This is a genomic window from Acanthopleuribacter pedis (assembly GCF_017377855.1).
Lineage (GTDB): Bacteria > Acidobacteriota > Holophagae > Acanthopleuribacterales > Acanthopleuribacteraceae > Acanthopleuribacter > Acanthopleuribacter pedis.
The window spans coordinates 25,272-40,990 of sequence record NZ_JAFREP010000033.1 but is presented as its reverse complement, the minus strand read 5'-3'; the positions used below and the strand labels follow the sequence as shown (position 1 = coordinate 40,990).

The window sequence follows — 15,719 nt, the reverse complement described above, 5'->3', positions numbered from 1 at the left end:
AGCCTTGTCAGAAATACGGGTTAGTCCTTTTTCACCCGCCCTCACCCCCACCCATCCTGTTTCCAAGGGAGGTCCCTCATGAATGGAGCTTTATCAGGTAAACGCGCGCTGGTTTGCGGCGCGTCACAAGGTATCGGTGCCGCCATCGCGGCGGCCTTGGCCGACATGGGTTGCGCCGTCACGGCGCTGGCCCGAACGCAAGAAAAACTCGAGGCGGTGGTGACCGCCCTTCCCGGCGACGGCCATCGCGTGGTCGCCCTTGATATCGGTGACTGGAACGCGCTGAACACGGCGATCAGCCTCGAACTGGCCGAAGGCGATATCCAGATTCTTATTAACAACAGCGGCGGCCCGGCACCCGGCCCCATTTCCCAAGCGCCGGCCGAGGCCTTTAGCGCCGGCCTTCAGAACCACATCATCGCGGCTAACGGCCTGACACAGCTCCTGTTACCTGGCATGAAACGCGCGGGTTACGGGCGTATTATTAACATTATTTCAACCTCGGTCAAAATCCCGATCCCCAACCTGGGCGTCAGCAACACGATTCGCGGCGCCATGGCGAGTTGGGCCAAAACCCTGTCCCTCGAAGTCGCCGCCGACGGCATTACCGTCAACAACATCCTGCCGGGTTTCACGCAAACGCCGCGCCTGGATAAGCTGATCGCCGCCACCGCCACCCGTTTGGGTAAAAGCGAAGACGAGGTCGCGCAAATGTGGCGCGAACGCGTGCCCGCCCGTCGTTTCGGTGATCCCAAGGAAACCGCCGCCGCGGCCGCGTTCCTCGCTTCGCCCGCCGCCGGTTACATCAACGGCGTTAACCTCCCGGTTGACGGCGGAAGGACGGGTTGCTTATGATTTTCGACGTTTTTTTCTCGATTTGCCAAACCGAGGTCGACGGTTATATGCCGGACGAACGGCGCATGCTGCTCAACTTCTTCGACCAAGTCCGTTTGGCCGATGAACTGGGTTACCGCTGCGCTTGGGTCGCCGAAACCCACCTCTCCTGCCAAGTTCAAAAAGAAAACAAGGCTCCCGTCATTCCCGATTTCAAAGGGGAAATCGGGCTCAATACCGACATCTTCCAGGTCGCCCACAAGGTTTTCGCCCAAACCAAAAACCTGGAAGTCGGTTCGGCAATTCTCAACATCCAGTGCAACGGCGGCCCCATCGCCCGCGCCGAGGCCCTGCGCACGGCCCTCCTGTTGCACGGTTTGGACGAACGCGAACAACGCAAATTGCAAATCGGTTTTGCAAGCGGGCGCTTCCCCTTCTCCAACACGCCCTACGGCATCTTGCCGCGTAACCCGGTGGAAGAAGCGGGCTGGCGCGCGGTAAAAGGCAAAATCTTCCGCGAGGCCTTGGAAATTTTCCTGCGTTTCATTCGCGGCGATGTGTTCAGCTCGGAAGAAGTCGCACGCCAAACGCTGAGCCGCCCGGATTTCCGAAGCGACGAAGACTGGGAAAAGGTGCTCAAGGCCCACGGTTCCACGGTGGACCACATCGATTTGGCACCGCGATGGGTGTTCGAAAAAGTCGGCGTCATTCCCTTCGAGGCCCCGCTCGACTTGCTATGGCTGACCATCGGCGCCCACGACGCGGCGACCCAAGACTACGCCAACACCTTCTATCCCTGCGGCGTGTTTAACCTGTCGATCACACCCTCGGCCCAAATCGAGGCCACCCACCAACGCATGTTGCAAAGTTTCCACCCGGACGGCGGGCCTTGGAAACGCACCTACATGCCGCGTACGGTGCTGGTATTTATCGACGAAACACCCGGTATCTCCGACGCGGAACGCAACCGGCGCGCGCGCGAAAAAGCCAACCACGCCTTATCCAATTATTGGAAGGCCTTGCAGGGCACCATCGACCCCGAGCGCATCAACCAAGCGGTCGACAACGCCCTGGTCGGTTGTTCGGCGAGCATTTTGGACCAAATGCGCGAACGTTTTGACGACGACGACCGCTTGATGCTCTGGTTTGACTTCAACAACCATGACAACGACGAAGTGAAACAAAACATGCGGTGGTTCATGGAACTGGTCGGCAAGCATTTTTGCTAGACCTTAAACCGGCCGCCACCGGCGGCCGAGGGGGGACAGCGTGATCGAATTAAACAACTTCATTGACGGTACCTTTCGCGCCCCGGCGACCGGGCGGTACCTCGACAATGTCAACCCGGCAACCGGCGCGGTTTACGCCAAACTGGCGGCCTCGGATGCAAGCGATGTCAACGCGGCGGTCGAAGCGGCGAAACGGGCGTTTCCGGCATGGTCGACAACGCCCTTGGCCGAACGCGCCAAAATGCTCCACCGCATCGCGGACGGCATCGAGGCGCGCCTGGATGAATTTGCGGCCACGGAATCAATGGATCAAGGCAAGCCGGTTTCCCTGGCCCGTGCGATTGATATCCCGCGCGCGGTTTGGAACTTTCGCTATTTCGCGGATGCGATGCAGCACCACACCGAACAAGCGACCCATATGGACGCCAAGGCGCTGAACTACGTCAACCGCAAAGCGGTCGGCGTGGCCGGCTTGATTTCGCCTTGGAACCTGCCCTTGTACCTGCTGACCTGGAAAATCGCACCGGCGCTGATTACGGGCAACACCTGCGTGGCCAAACCTTCTGAAATGACCTCCCACACGGCCGTCCTGCTGGGCGAGGTCATGCAGGCGGCCGGTCTGCCCGACGGCGTGTGTAACCTGGTCTTCGGCACCGGGGTTGACGCGGGTTCGGCCCTGGTCGGCCACCCCGATGTGCCGCTGATTTCCTTCACCGGCGGCACCGCCACGGCCAAACACATCATGGGTGATTCGGCCGAACATTTCAAAAAACTCAGCCTGGAGCTGGGCGGCAAAAACGCCTTTTTGGTGTTTGCCGACTGCGATTTGGAAGCCTGTTTGCCGGTTGCCCTGCGCGCGGCCTTTACCAACCAGGGCGAGGTGTGCCTGTGCGGTTCGCGCATCTTTGTGGAACGACCGATTTTCGACGAGTTCCTGCGCCGGTTCAGCGCCATGGCGGGTGAACTACGCGTCGGCGATCCCAAGGATCCGCAAACCAACATGGGCGCCCTGGTGAGCGCGGCCCACCGCGATAAGGTCCAGAGTTACATCGACTTGGCCCGCGAGGAAGGCGGCACCATTCACACCGGCGGCAAGGCGCCCGAGTTACCCGCCGAACTGCAAAACGGCTTTTTCCTGGAACCCACGGTGGTCAGCGGCTTGGCCCCGGACTGCCGCGTTCAACAGGAAGAAATTTTTGGGCCGGTGGTGACCATCACCCCCTTTGACCGCGAGGAAGACGTGGTTGCATGGGCCAACGGCACGCGCTACGGCTTGTCGGCCACGATTTGGACGGGCGACCTGACGCGCGGCCACCGCGTGGCCCACGCCATGGATGCCGGCATCATTTGGGTCAACACCTGGATGCTGCGCGACCTGCGCACCCCGTTCGGCGGCATGAAGGCGTCCGGGGTCGGCCGCGAGGGCGGCGCCCATTCCATTGACTTCTACACCGAGGTCCAAAACATCTGCATCCAGTACGGTTCGTAAGGAGTCAAAGCATGAGCGAACAGAGCCAATCGTTTTCCACCGACAAAGCGCCGGAACCGGTCGGCGCCTATCCCCACGCCCGCAAAGTGGGGAACCTGCTGTTCTTAAGCGGGGTCGGCCCCCGCAAACCGGGCACCAAAGAAATTCCCGGTGTCACCCTCAACGAAGCGGGCGAAATTACCGCCTACGACGTGGCGGTGCAAACCCAATCCGTGATCGACAACATCCGCATCATTTTGGAAGCCTCGGGCAGCAGCCTCGAACAGGTCGTCGACGTTCAGGTTTTCCTGACCAACATGAAGGACGACTTCCCCATTTTTAACAAAGTGTACGCGGACACCTTCGCCCCCATCGGCGCGACCCGCACCACCATCGAGGTCGGCGCCCTCCCGACACCGATTGCCGTTGAATTTAAGGTGATCGCCACCGTTTGACCAAAACGGCGCGATTAAACCTTTGGCGCGGTTAACAAATGCGTTAACAAGGCGGTGGCGCTTTGGCGCGCCGCCTCGTTGTAGCGCGCGGGCAACTGAACCGAGGCCATCGATTCCTCGTTGAAATACAACCCAATTAAGCCATAGGCCGCCTGCCAGGCGCGTTCCTCGCCCGCTTGCGGATAAATCCCGCTGAGGACCGCCGCCAGACGGGTCACAAAATCATCGAGCCACTCCGTCAACATCGTTTGAATGTCGGGATAACGGCGCGATACCGCGATCAGGTGTTCCATCATCATCACCTCGTGGTCGCCCTGATCCTCGTCTTGTTGGGGAAAAAACAACGCAACCACGCCCGCCACATCCAAGCCCGCGCCCATATGGGCCAAAAGTTCGTCTACCTGACTGTAGTAGCGGGCGACCATACGCTTGGCCAACGCCAGCACCATGTCGTCACGGTTACCGAGGTAATGGCGCACCAAACCGCGGCGAAACCCCGCCTGCTCGGCCACCCGTTCCAACGAGGTGCCGTCGAACCCGTATTTGCCGACACAAACCTCAAAGGCGTCGAGGATCATGGCCCGACGTTCCTCCGACATATTTTTGCGTCCCATGGCAAACCTCCTAACGGACCGCTGAGCCCTAGCCCGCATTTCTCACCAAGATTCGTCGTCGGCCCCGAAAAGGTTTCAGATAGATGAACGGGTGGGATGGTGCAACCACCCAAGGCGGCTCTTTTTTTAAATTGTCACGTTTGACAAAGTAAAACAAGCACTCTATATTTTGTCGCAGTTGACAATCTATTCTCGCCGACGGGGTTCGATTCGGCGGGTCCACCCGTTTTCAGGTGCGCGAACCACCAACATCCGGGTATGCTGCAATCAAATCTTCATCATTCCAAGGAACCTCCTATGGCCGCGCTGCTTGAAAAGCGCCGCACATTGATCGGGCTCGCCCTGATTTATGCCGCGGCATTTACCAACCAAAATTGGGTTTGGGGTTTGCTTTATCTTTTCTGGGTGATACCCGACTTGTTCACCGGCGAAACCCATTTCATCGAACATCTCCGTCGCGACACGGACCCCGTCCTCTACTGGATCGTGATGGTAACCCTGCTCGTCCTCAGTGCCTACGTGCTGATCGAACCCTTATTGCAAAAACTGACCTAGGAAGGATTTATGATTCACTTACCCAAAGAAGCCTACACCTCCGCCGAATGGTTTGACCGCGAGCAACAAACCCTTTTCGCCAACCAATGGCAGTTCCTCGGGTTCAGCGAGGACCTGGCCAAACCCGGCTGTTACATGACCCACCAAGTCGGCCCCTACAACCTCTTTGTCGTCAAGGGACGCGACCACCGCCTGCGCGCCTTCCACAACATCTGCCGCCACCGCGGCACTCAACTGTTGCGCGCCACCGGAAAAGCCGAAAAAACCATTACCTGTCCCTACCACGACTGGACCTACTCGCTGAACGGCGAACTGATCGGAGTCCCCCGCCAGGCGGAGGAATTCCCAAACCTGGATCGCGAAAAGTTTTGTCTGTTCAAAGCCTCCATCGAAACCTGGCTGGGCATGATTTGGGTCCATCCCGATCCCAACGCCACCCCGCTGCCCCAGTGGTTGCAGGGCGTCGACCACACCATCGGGCCCCACCGCCCGGAGGAATTGGTGGAATACGCGGACGGCGCCACGGATCACGTCATTAACGCCAACTGGAAAATCGTGGCCGAGAACTACATCGACGGCTACCATTTGGCCCACCTCCATTCGCAAACCCTGACCATGTACGACCATGACCGGCAGCAAACGGGTTTTGTCGGCCCACATTTTTGGTTTTATGAACCGCTCACCGACGATTACGCCGCGAACCTCAAGAAACAGGCACCGGCTCCGGTGATTGACCATTTCACCGAGGCCATGCCCATCGGCGCCTACGTCCCGCTGCTTTTCCCCAACCTCGGCATCACCGCAACCGAGTCCACCTGGACGATCTTCCACATCATCCCCATGGCCGCCGATAAAACACGGGTGGTCACCCGCACCAAACTCAAACCGGCCTCCGATTGGGAATACAGCAAACAGGTCATGCGATCAGTAAGCGCCTTCACCGGCAAAAAACCCAAATACGCGGATGGGGACGCGGAAGACCCGATGGCAAGCGGTGATGTCATGGCCGAGGATATTTACGTGTGCGAGGCGCAACAGCGCGGAATGGCGTCGCCACTGTACCAAATCGGTGCGCTGGCCGCGGTACAAGAAGCCTCGGTGGCCGGCTTCCAAAAACGGGTTGAAGAAGCCATGAGGGCCGAGGTGAAACCACCCGCCGCCTGGGAAGTGTAACCATGCCACAACCACCACGGGGCCCCTTCCCGCTCAAAGTCACAGAGGTACACGCGGTCGCCGAACGCGCCAAAACCCTGGTGTTCGCGGTACCGGCGGAACTGCAGCCCCAATTCACCTGGCGCGCGGGCCAATTCATCACCGTTCACCCGATCATCGACGGCAAACAGGTGCAACGCGCTTATTCCCTGTGTACCGGCCCGGTCGCGGGCGGTTCGCCGTCGATCACGGTGCAACGGGTGGAAAACGGCCTGGTTTCCAACTACCTCCACGACCACATCGGGGTGGGCGACAGCCTGTTGGTCAGCCCACCCCGAGGTAATTTTTGCGCCGACATCCAGGCGAAAAACCACCGTACCTACTACGCCTTCGCGGCGGGAAGCGGCATCACCCCGATCTTCGCGCAGGTTCAACAAATCCTGGCGACCGAAAGCACGAGCCACATTTTTCTGTTGTACGGCTGCCGCGACGAGGACAACATCATCTTCGCCAAGGCGTTGGAAGACTTAGCAGCCAAGCATCACGGCCGCCTCCAGGTCGACATCACCCTGAGTCGTCCCCGTTCCCACCAATGGCGCGCGATGTTTTCAACCCGACCCCGGTGGACCGGTGCCACGGGCCGCATCGACGGCGCGCGCGTCAAAGAATGGGCGATTGCCAACCCGCCCCCCAACCAAACCGTGCGTTACCTGGTGTGCGGGCCGGGCGACATGATCGACACCGTGATCAACGCGCTGGGGGAGATCGACGTGGCCAAAAGCGACATCCTTAGCGAACGCTTCGGCGCCGCGGCAAAAAAGGGCGGATCAACAGGCTCAGCCGCCACCCTTTCGGTAACCCTCGCGGGCAAAACCACCCAAATCCCGGTCGCGGCGGGCCAAACCCTACTCCAAGCCATGACGGCGGCAGGCGTCGAAGCCCCGTTTAGCTGTCAGGCCGGCGTCTGTGGTTCCTGCCGCGCCAAATGCACCAAAGGCCGTGTGGAGCAACCGGGCGCCGCCGCGCTCAGCGAAAAGGAACGCGCCGACGGCTACGTGCTAACCTGCCGCGCCCAACCCACGGAGGCCCAAGTCGCCGTGCGTTTTTAGCGCACTCAATAAAAATCCCAGCGGCCGCCTTTGTAGAGACGTTGGAGGACGAGGTCGCTTTCGCGGTTGACCGGGACCTTTTCGCGGTCGTCGACCACGCCTTTGCCGAAATGGAACATGCTCTGAATCGCGTCGCGGTTGAGGTAACGGGTCGGGACCGTCGGCTCCGGTAAGGCCAGAATACTTGCGCGCACATCGACCGCGGCTTGGGGCGGCACCTTCCAACCGAGGATCCAGCCCCACTCACCCATGGTGGGAATGTGGTTGTGGAAACCGGTGGTTTGTAGCTCGGCGGCGGCCATGGAATTCCAAATGCACAAAAAGGCTTGGCGCGAGAAAAAAGGGCTGCCGGCCTGGGTGACCATCACCCCGCCGGTGGCGAGATGGTGCTCGGCCAGCCGGTAAAACTCCACCGTGTAAAGTCGGGCCAGGTCGACCGTTTTCGGGTCGGGTAGGTCGATTAGGATGACATCGTACAGGGCTTGGGTCTGTTTGAGGTAGCTGTAGGCGTCGCCGTGGACAACCTGAACGCGGGGGTCTTGCAAGGCGCCCTGGTTGAGTTCGCTGAGGAACGGGTGTTGGTTGGCCAAACGGGTGACGGCCGGATCCAGATCAACCAATACAATGGTTTCCACGCTGTCGTATTTGAGCAGTTCGCGTGCGGCGAGGCCGTCGCCGCCGCCGAGTATCAGCACGCGACGATGGCTCGCGCTCAGCCCCATGGCCGGGTGAACCAAGGGCTCGTGGTACAAGGCCTCGTCGTAACTGCTGAATTGTTGGTGCCCGTTAAGGTACAGCCAATAATCATCCTTCCAACGGGTGAGTACAATGCGCTGGTAGGGCGTTTGTTCCTGGTACACCACTTTGTCGCGATACTTTTTTTGTTCCCCGTACATGACAATGGGTTCGGCGACCGCGGTCAAAAGGAAAAACCCGAGGAACAATAGCACAAAGGCAAAATTCAGGATGTTGCGTCCGGCCAATTGGGCCCCAAACACCCGCGTCAGCGCCAGTGCCGCAACCAAGTTCACCAAACCCAGCAAGATCGGCGTGTAGGTCAGCCCGAGATAGGGCAGCGCGACAAAGGCGAACAACAGGCCGCCGAGTAAGGCACCGTAATAGTCTTTTTCCATCACGGCGCTAATGTTGACGCGCAACTCCTCGTATTGTTGGTTAATACGTGTCGCCAGCGGTACTTCCAGCCCGATCAGGAACCCAATCGCCATGGAAATACCGTAGATGAACGGGGTGAGGTTCTCGACAAACCCGGCCAATAGGTAAATCAGCGGTGCGCTGATCGCACACAAAATGGACAACCCCAGCTCGGCCCAAATGAAGGCTTCCAAGACGCGATCCTCGGCATACTGACTAAAGCGGCTGCCGACCCCCATCGCGAACAACATCAGCGAGATGGTCAGGGTCCACTGCAACACGGCGTTGCCGAGCAGGTAGCTGGCCAGGGTGGCCATCGCGTATTCCGCGACAATCCCGGAGAACCCAGTGGCGAAGATACAGAGTTTAAGCACGGTTCCGCCGAGCCGCGGCGAGGCCGCCTCGGCGGATTCAGGCGCGGCCGGTTGGTCGGGCAAAGAGCTTGTATTCATAGGTGTTTAGCCTTTGTGAAGGAACGGGTCGCCGGGCAAGCGCCCCCGGCCAACCTCCCGCCGGAAGTTGGTATTCGGGACCGCACAGGAGCGAAAGGGTTACAAAATCCAGGCGATCAGGAGCGAGGCGCACACGTACGACGTCGCCTCAATCAAACCCGCGCCCACGTTGGGTTTCTCTTGGTTGACCAGTTCATCGGTTAAACGGGCACCCGGCAGCAACAGGCGATCCGTGGCAATGCGCAGCAAGGGCAAAATCACCAAACCGAGCGCCGAGTAGGCCGCAAAACCCACCAGGTTTTCTTGCCAGGATTCAAAGTCACCACTGGTCCCAATACGCAAAATGTTGCCGGTGGCGATCAAAATGCCGGCAAAAGCCACACCCACGGCAACGTTGTCGCGCTCTACCTCGTCATGCAGGTCGAATTTCACGCTTAAGTTGTAGATTTTGGAGCAAAGGATTAGGACGACTTGGCCCAACAACCAAAAGGCACAGCCGGTGATTAAGTCGCCGTCTTGACCGGAAAAGGCGCCGGCGAAAATCAGGCCGACGGCCATGTAGTTACCGCCGACAATGGCACCGGTCCCGGCGTTGCGGTCGTCGATGATTTCTTTGACATTGTCAAACTTGTAGAGCATGACCTTGTCGTTAATCACGCCTGCCACATTTAACAGGACAACCGCAAACAAACCAAAAAAGAAAATGTCGAATAGGTCGTTGACGATGCCGTTGCTCTCACCGGACATAATCCCGCCGATGGCGAACACCAAACCCAGCATGTAACCAGCAAGGGTTACGGCCATGGCGAAATTGTCTTTCTCCACCAATTCTTCTTTTAATTTGAAGCGGGGATGCAGCAAATCAAAAACAAATTTGCCAATCACAAACAACACCAGAACGGAGCCGAGATACACCAGGGACGTTAAAAATTGATCAAGGGTCATGGAACGATTCCTCCGCTAGGGGTTACTTACCACCACGTGAAAAGCCGCGGCTGCGCGAGCTGCTCATACGACTTCGGCTGGTGCGGCTCGTGGTGCTCCGCGAGGTCGAGGTACGCGTCGTGTTGGACGAACGGGTCACACTACGGCCGTAGGTACGATCAGCTACTTTCTTGGAAAAACTGCTTTTCTTCTGGGCTTGGCGTTGTTGCGCGCGTTGGTAAAAGTTGGGTCGTGTCTTTTGCGTCCTCGTCCCGTAGGTGCCGTAGGTTTTGACTTTACCAGAGCCATAGTAAGGCGTTTTGTTTTTGTAGTAGTTATTGTGGTAGTTGTTGTAGTACTTGCGCTTAAACGGTCGATCAAATACATCGAAGGCGTCGCGCAGCAGCGCGTATTTCCCGTAAAAGGACCAAAACGTTTCGCCGGAACTGTTGGTCTGCCATTGTCCGTAGCGCGGGTTGCCGACATATTGATAGCCGGCCGGCTGCGGGGTCGTGGTGGTGCGGCCGTCGCTGGTTTTCATGGCGATGACCATGCCCAAATCGGGTTCATGCCGCTTGTAGACATCCTCGGGGACCTCGAGCAACTCGGTTTTGATATCGAGGAACTGAACGTCTTCGGTCTGGCCGGGAATCTTAACGGCGTAGTAGACGCGGTAACGGTGCAGGTAGGTTTTGACGAAGTTGCCCTCAACCTTCATGTCGTCGAGGATGATGGAATATTCGGGCATCTCGCTGAAGCGTTCGATGGTTTCCTTGAGGCCGTTGACGGAGCGGCTGCCGCCGCAGGCCTGCAACATCAGCACACAAACGGCGGCACCCATCACACGGGATCGAATGGAAGCGGTGTTCAAAAGACTCTCCTTGATGCGTTTGGCGATCACAGGCGCTAAGCGGTGTGCTAAGGCGCCAAACGCGCGAAACATGCCGGTGTTTAGCGCACACCGGGCAAGATGTTGGTGAATTCGTATTCCTCGACATAAAAGCCGGCGGCGGCTTCGAAATCGTTTTCGCCCCACTGCTCAATCGTCACGAATTGTTCTTCCTCGTCGTCGATAAAGGTCCAGGCCAAAAACTCTTGCCCGGGCGGGCGGCCGCCTTCCAGGTAACGACCCCCGTCTTCTTCGTCGAGGGTGAAGGTGGTGCCTTGGTAGGTAATTTTGCGCGGAGGCTCGTCAAACTGTTGGATGTGTTTAGTGACGTTTTCCTCGATGGCGGCGATGCGAATTTTTTTGCAAAAACTCCACTCCACCTCGTCGTCCTCGTAACGCTCGAGGAAACAGAGGGCGCCGTCGGCACGCAAGGACCATTCCTCGGCGGTATCGCGCGGCCCAAATTCGTAAAGGTTAAACCCCACGACTTCCCAAGTTTTGGCGGAGTAATCGACCAAATAGCCGACTTTCATTTTGTCGAGGCGCAGGTCGTGCAGCGGGTCGATTTGCGCCGGCTCTTCTTTTTTCTTTTTGAAACGGTCAAAAAATCCCATGGAATCTCCTTCCAACTGATCCGGTCGGGCACGCCGGAACGATAAACGGTTTTGTTTGCACCCAGTTTATACCTTTGCCGGCACTGCACACAAGCGTTCTGCAAGGGCGTCGAAAACGACTGGTTCCACCATGTTTGCTCGGCGCGGTACCGATGGAGACGGTTCGCGAGATTTACCGACGTGGGCGCCCTGGTCAGGCGCCGTTCGCTGAAAAAAGGGAAAAATCGTCAAAACTTCACAAAAAGGCCGGCAATGCCGCGAGGAAGCCACTAGGTTAAAGATAACCAACACCATGATTCACCGCGCGACCTCGGGTTGCGCACCATCCTGAACCCAAAAAACGGGTTTCCGGGCCTTGGTCTCTGCCGGCGGGGGGCTTCGCCGACGCGACCTTTTGCCCGATTCCCACAAAGGCCTTTGGGTGACTTTTTCGTGCCAATCGTTTCCATCCGTAGAGAAACATGTCTCTCACACAAGAATCACAGGAGCCGACGACTCGGTGAGGGGGTCGCCGGTTCTCAGCCCACTTTTCTCACAGGGACCGCCCACGGCGACACCTTGGGTAAAAAGTGCGGCATGGGCTATCCCGTCGCGACCCTCGGGTTGGTCGCACGCGATCCCGCCTCGGCACAGCGCGTCCCAAACGCCGTCTCGGTTGGGACCCCCTTTGCCGATGGGGCGACCCTTCGATGCGGTTGTCTCAACGAGTAAGCCACAAGCGAGGGTGCTGTTATGAAAGGTTGGCGTTCGGGTCTCCTAACCGTGATGATGGGTAGTTTGTTGTGGGCGGCCGATTCAGATTCAAAAACGGCCGCGAAGGTCGCGCTCCAGGCGCTAGAAGGCAAGACAAGTCACGTGGCGACCCACAAGGCGACCGGTCTACCGCGGTTCATCCGCTTCGCGACCTCGCCCATTGAAGACCGCGGCGCCAAACCCGCGCCGGCGGCGGAACAAGCACGCCTGTTTCTCGCCCGCCACGGCGCCATATTTGGGTTGGCAGACGCAGCGCGCGAACTGGAAGCCATGCCGCCTCAAAAGGATCCTTACGGCTTTACCCATCAGCGTTTCGACCAGCATTACCACGGCATCCCTGTTTTCGCCGCGCGCCTGAACTTCCACTTTCGGCCCAACGGAAAAATGACGGCGGTCAACGGCACCCTCGTACCGATTCGGCTGCTCGACCCCAACCCGCGGCTGATGCCCGATGAAGCCGCCCATCGCGCCCAGTTGGCCTACGAACACAAACACCGCACCAACGACCCGGTCGCCATCGTCGTCGAAGAACCGGAACTCATGGTGTACCGCCGCAACCTGGAACGCGGCACCGCCGACGACACCTTTTTGGTGTGGCGGGTGACCACCGGACACCCCGAATTTGCGCGGGAAGAACTTTTTATCGGCGCACACGGCGGCAAATTGGTCGACAGCCTGGAAGCCCATCACCGCTTTTTGGATCGGCGCGTGTACAGCGGCCCCATCGGCGACCGTTTCCTCTCATGGTCCGAGGGCCAAAGCTTACCCTACCGCGGTCACTGGCGCGAAATCGTCAACAACCTCGTCAACGCCACCGGCCACACCTACCACCTTTTTGCAGCACTGAGCGGCGGCACCTATTTGTCCTACGACGGCAAAGGCGCCACCATGACCAGTCAATTTAACGCGCCTTTTGTGCCTTGCCCCAACGCGTTTTGGGACGGTCGGCGCACCACCTATTGCGCCGGCTTTGCGGTGGACGACGTCATCGCCCACGAGTGGACCCACGCCTACACCACCCACCTGCACAACCTCATTTATCGTTGGCAATCAGGCGCATTAAACGAGGCTTATTCGGATATTTTCGGGGAAGCGGTCGACCAGTTAAATACCATTGGGCTCGACGAACCTTCCACGCCGCGCACGGACAACGGGGTTTCGCTGTTCCGCAAAGCACCCGCGCTGCTCGATGTCAGCCACCCGCGCGACCTGCGCGGCAGTTATCCGGCCTCCGCGGGCGGATTCGGCATCCCCCTGATCCAAAAAGGCTTTCGCGGCGACTTGACCACGGTACGCGACCGAAGTTTTGTGCCTTCGGCCGGCTGCCTCACCATTGAAAATCCTGACGAGGTTCGCGGAAAAGTCGCGCTGATGCGGTTGAGTACCTGCGATCCCGGCCTGCAGGCCCACAACGCCCAAAAGGCGGGCGCCGTCGGCGTGGTTTTCTACAACAATACCAGCGATTTACCGGAACCCTTCGGCACCACGTTCGACTTTGACATCAACATTCCCGTCATCATGGTTGGCTGGAGCCAAGGGGTTGCCATGCGCGACGCACTGGAACGCGACCGTGTCACCATCGACATGCGCGTCCACGCGGGCAGCATCGACAATACCTACCGCTGGCTCCAGGGTGAAGAACTCGGCGGTCCCTTCGGCCGCGATATGTGGACCCCGACCACCATGGGCCATCCCGGCAAGGTTTCCGACAAAGAGTACTTCTGTAGTCGCGGCGACGCGGGCGGCGTCCACTTCAACAGCAGCATCCCCAACCACGCCTTTGCCCTCCTGGTCGACGGCGGGACCTACAACGGCCGGACCGTGCGCGGGATCGGCATGCAGAAGGCCCTGCACATTTACTGGCGTGCGATGCGGTTCTACCAGGTACCGGACACCGATTTTGCCGACCACGCCGATGCGCTCGAACAGGCAGCCCGCGATTTGCTCGGGCAGCCACTGACCCCACTCGCCATCGAAGAAACCCATTATGCGAGCCTTTCCGAGGTCGCCCTGACCGAGGACGACTTGGACCAGCTCGCCAAAGCCTTGGCGGCGGTGGAGATGCGGGACCCGGCTGAACAGTGCGATTTCCTGACCATTATGGACAGCGACATCAAAGCGGTTTGTGCTCTAACCGAGATGGAAACCCTGTTCGAGGATGATTTCGAAACCGAAACCTCGGCATGGCAATTAGAAAACACGCCGGGCAGCGAAACCTTCATCCCCACGCCCTGGCGACAAGCGGAGATGCTGCCCAACGGACGTGCCGGCAAGGCGATGTACGTGCCCAACCCTATCTCCACCACCTGCGGTCCCCAATCTCAAACGGGCCTCACCAGCATGATCTCTCCCGAAATCACGGTCCCCGAGTTAGACGCGGGCGACCAACTCGTTTTGTTCCTCGACCATTACCTCGCGGTTGAATGGAACTGGGACGGCGGCAATATCAAACTGCAAACCAACGACGGCGCCTGGCGAGAAATCGCATATGAGCGTGGCATCCACAATGGATACAACGGTTTAATCATCGAAGAGCGCTTTGGCAACACCAACCCGATGCAGGGTCAAGTCGCCTGGTACGGCACCACCGACGGCACCAACAACGAAAGTGTCTGGGCCCAATCCACCTTGTCCTTGACCGGCCTGGTCAACAGCGGCGACCGCCTCCGTTTGCGCTTCGATCTCGGCACCGACGCCTGTGGCGGCGCCCACGGTTGGTACATCGACGAGGTTCGTCTGCTCCGCTGCCGCACCCAAGGCGAGGCCGGCCAACCCGCAACACGCGACTGGATTCCCCACGTCAGCAGCCGCAACAGTGGTTACAAAACCGTCCTGCACCTCAGCAACACGGGCACCGACAGCCAAGAAGTATTCGTACAACCCTACACCCAAGACGGCCTGGCCTTGGCGGCGCGGCGGATTGTCCTCACCTCCGGCGCGACCTACCGCACCACCGCCAAAAAACTGTTCGACAACGACGCCGTCAGCCATTTCGGCATCGCTTACGAGGGCGCGGTTCAGGTCGGCGCCGAGTACCGCCCCCACTTCTCCAAAATAGAACGCACACCCATTGGCGCATTCCAAAACGCCCGCCGCGATTTCCGTTTCCAACCCTCGCCGGACGTTTTTGAAGCCATGGTGATCGTCAACAGCGGCGACGCCCCGGCCCAGGTCAGCCTCACGCTGCTCGACGCGGCCGGCGCGGTCCTTAGCACGGAAGTACTGGACAAAGCGCTTGCACCCCAAGCCAAACTGCTGGTACCCATCAACCCTCGCCTGACCGAGGGTGTCGTCCAGGCGGCCTTAACCAGTGACCGCGATTTGGTCGCGGTGGTCCTGGGCAAAACCGGCGCGGACGGCAGCTTGAGCGAGCAGGCATGGCTCGAGGAAGCGCCATAGCGCCATAGCGCCGGGCAACGGAACCCCATTTCTTTTGTTTAGACGGACAATGGATCCGGCACGCCCCAATGGGTGCGTCGGATCCATTTTCCGTTCTCACACCAACCAGGCTTTCGCGGA

The 15,719-nt window shown here is 59.1% G+C and carries 13 protein-coding genes; 8 read left to right on the top strand and 5 right to left on the bottom strand.

Annotated features, from left to right (window positions below; translation table 11 throughout):
- Nucleotides 1-78 precede the first annotated feature (78 nt).
- The 4 genes from J3U88_RS27420 to J3U88_RS27405 are packed head-to-tail and all read left to right on the top strand — an operon-like array spanning nucleotide 79 to nucleotide 3,986.
- Nucleotides 79-855, top strand: coding sequence for an SDR family oxidoreductase (locus J3U88_RS27420; protein WP_207862206.1), 777 nt, complete (start codon nucleotides 79-81; stop codon nucleotides 853-855).
- On the top strand, nucleotides 852-2,063 hold the full coding sequence (locus J3U88_RS27415) for an LLM class flavin-dependent oxidoreductase (RefSeq protein ID WP_207862205.1): 1,212 nt from the start codon (nucleotides 852-854) through the stop codon (nucleotides 2,061-2,063). Before J3U88_RS27420 ends, J3U88_RS27415 begins: the two co-directional genes overlap by 4 nt.
- A 40-nt stretch (nucleotides 2,064-2,103) precedes the next feature.
- Nucleotides 2,104-3,552: an aldehyde dehydrogenase family protein gene (locus tag J3U88_RS27410; RefSeq protein ID WP_207862204.1), complete on the top strand. Its 1,449-nt coding sequence runs from the start codon at nucleotides 2,104-2,106 to the stop codon at nucleotides 3,550-3,552.
- A gap of 11 nt (nucleotides 3,553-3,563) precedes the next feature.
- The gene (locus J3U88_RS27405) at nucleotides 3,564-3,986 is read left to right on the top strand and encodes a RidA family protein (protein WP_207862203.1); all 423 of its coding nucleotides are present in this window, start codon (nucleotides 3,564-3,566) and stop codon (nucleotides 3,984-3,986) included.
- A 14-nt stretch (nucleotides 3,987-4,000) separates the two neighbouring features.
- On the opposite strand, the gene J3U88_RS27400 is transcribed toward J3U88_RS27405, so the two are convergent.
- The gene (locus tag J3U88_RS27400) at nucleotides 4,001-4,600 is read right to left on the bottom strand and encodes a TetR/AcrR family transcriptional regulator (protein ID WP_207862202.1); all 600 of its coding nucleotides are present in this window, start codon (nucleotides 4,598-4,600) and stop codon (nucleotides 4,001-4,003) included.
- Between the two features lie 297 nt (nucleotides 4,601-4,897).
- Here J3U88_RS27400 and J3U88_RS27395 point away from each other — a divergent pair, with 297 nt between their 5' ends.
- Genes J3U88_RS27395 through J3U88_RS27385 form a run of 3 tightly spaced genes read left to right on the top strand, consistent with a single transcriptional unit; the run spans nucleotide 4,898 to nucleotide 7,416 of the window.
- The gene (locus J3U88_RS27395) at nucleotides 4,898-5,155 is read left to right on the top strand and encodes a hypothetical protein (RefSeq protein WP_207862201.1); all 258 of its coding nucleotides are present in this window, start codon (nucleotides 4,898-4,900) and stop codon (nucleotides 5,153-5,155) included.
- A gap of 9 nt (nucleotides 5,156-5,164) precedes the next feature.
- Nucleotides 5,165-6,328, top strand: a complete 1,164-nt coding sequence (locus J3U88_RS27390; protein WP_207862200.1) for an aromatic ring-hydroxylating oxygenase subunit alpha — start codon at nucleotides 5,165-5,167, stop codon at nucleotides 6,326-6,328.
- A 2-nt stretch (nucleotides 6,329-6,330) separates the two neighbouring features.
- Nucleotides 6,331-7,416, top strand: coding sequence for a ferredoxin--NADP reductase (locus J3U88_RS27385; protein WP_207862199.1), 1,086 nt, complete (start codon nucleotides 6,331-6,333; stop codon nucleotides 7,414-7,416).
- Nucleotides 7,417-7,421: 5 nt separating this feature from the next.
- Here the strand turns inward: J3U88_RS27385 and J3U88_RS27380 are convergent, their stop codons facing one another.
- The 4 genes from J3U88_RS27380 to J3U88_RS27365 all read right to left on the bottom strand — a co-directional run bounded on the left by J3U88_RS27380 (nucleotide 7,422) and on the right by J3U88_RS27365 (nucleotide 11,447).
- Nucleotides 7,422-9,020 carry a polyamine aminopropyltransferase gene (locus J3U88_RS27380; protein WP_207862198.1) on the bottom strand — a complete coding sequence of 533 codons (1,599 nt, stop codon included), beginning with the start codon at nucleotides 9,018-9,020 and terminating at the stop codon, nucleotides 7,422-7,424.
- Between the two features lie 99 nt (nucleotides 9,021-9,119).
- Nucleotides 9,120-9,965, bottom strand: a complete 846-nt coding sequence (locus J3U88_RS27375) for a DUF350 domain-containing protein (RefSeq protein ID WP_207862197.1) — start codon at nucleotides 9,963-9,965, stop codon at nucleotides 9,120-9,122.
- A gap of 22 nt (nucleotides 9,966-9,987) precedes the next feature.
- Complete coding sequence (locus J3U88_RS27370; protein ID WP_207862196.1) at nucleotides 9,988-10,815, bottom strand: hypothetical protein; 828 nt, start codon at nucleotides 10,813-10,815, stop codon at nucleotides 9,988-9,990.
- A gap of 80 nt (nucleotides 10,816-10,895) precedes the next feature.
- Nucleotides 10,896-11,447, bottom strand: a complete 552-nt coding sequence (locus tag J3U88_RS27365; protein ID WP_207862195.1) for a DUF4178 domain-containing protein — start codon at nucleotides 11,445-11,447, stop codon at nucleotides 10,896-10,898.
- Between the two features lie 732 nt (nucleotides 11,448-12,179).
- Here J3U88_RS27365 and J3U88_RS34795 point away from each other — a divergent pair.
- A complete protein-coding gene (locus J3U88_RS34795) occupies nucleotides 12,180-15,599 on the top strand; it encodes a M4 family metallopeptidase (RefSeq protein ID WP_207862194.1) in 3,420 nt (1,139 codons plus the stop codon).
- Nucleotides 15,600-15,719 lie beyond the last annotated feature (120 nt).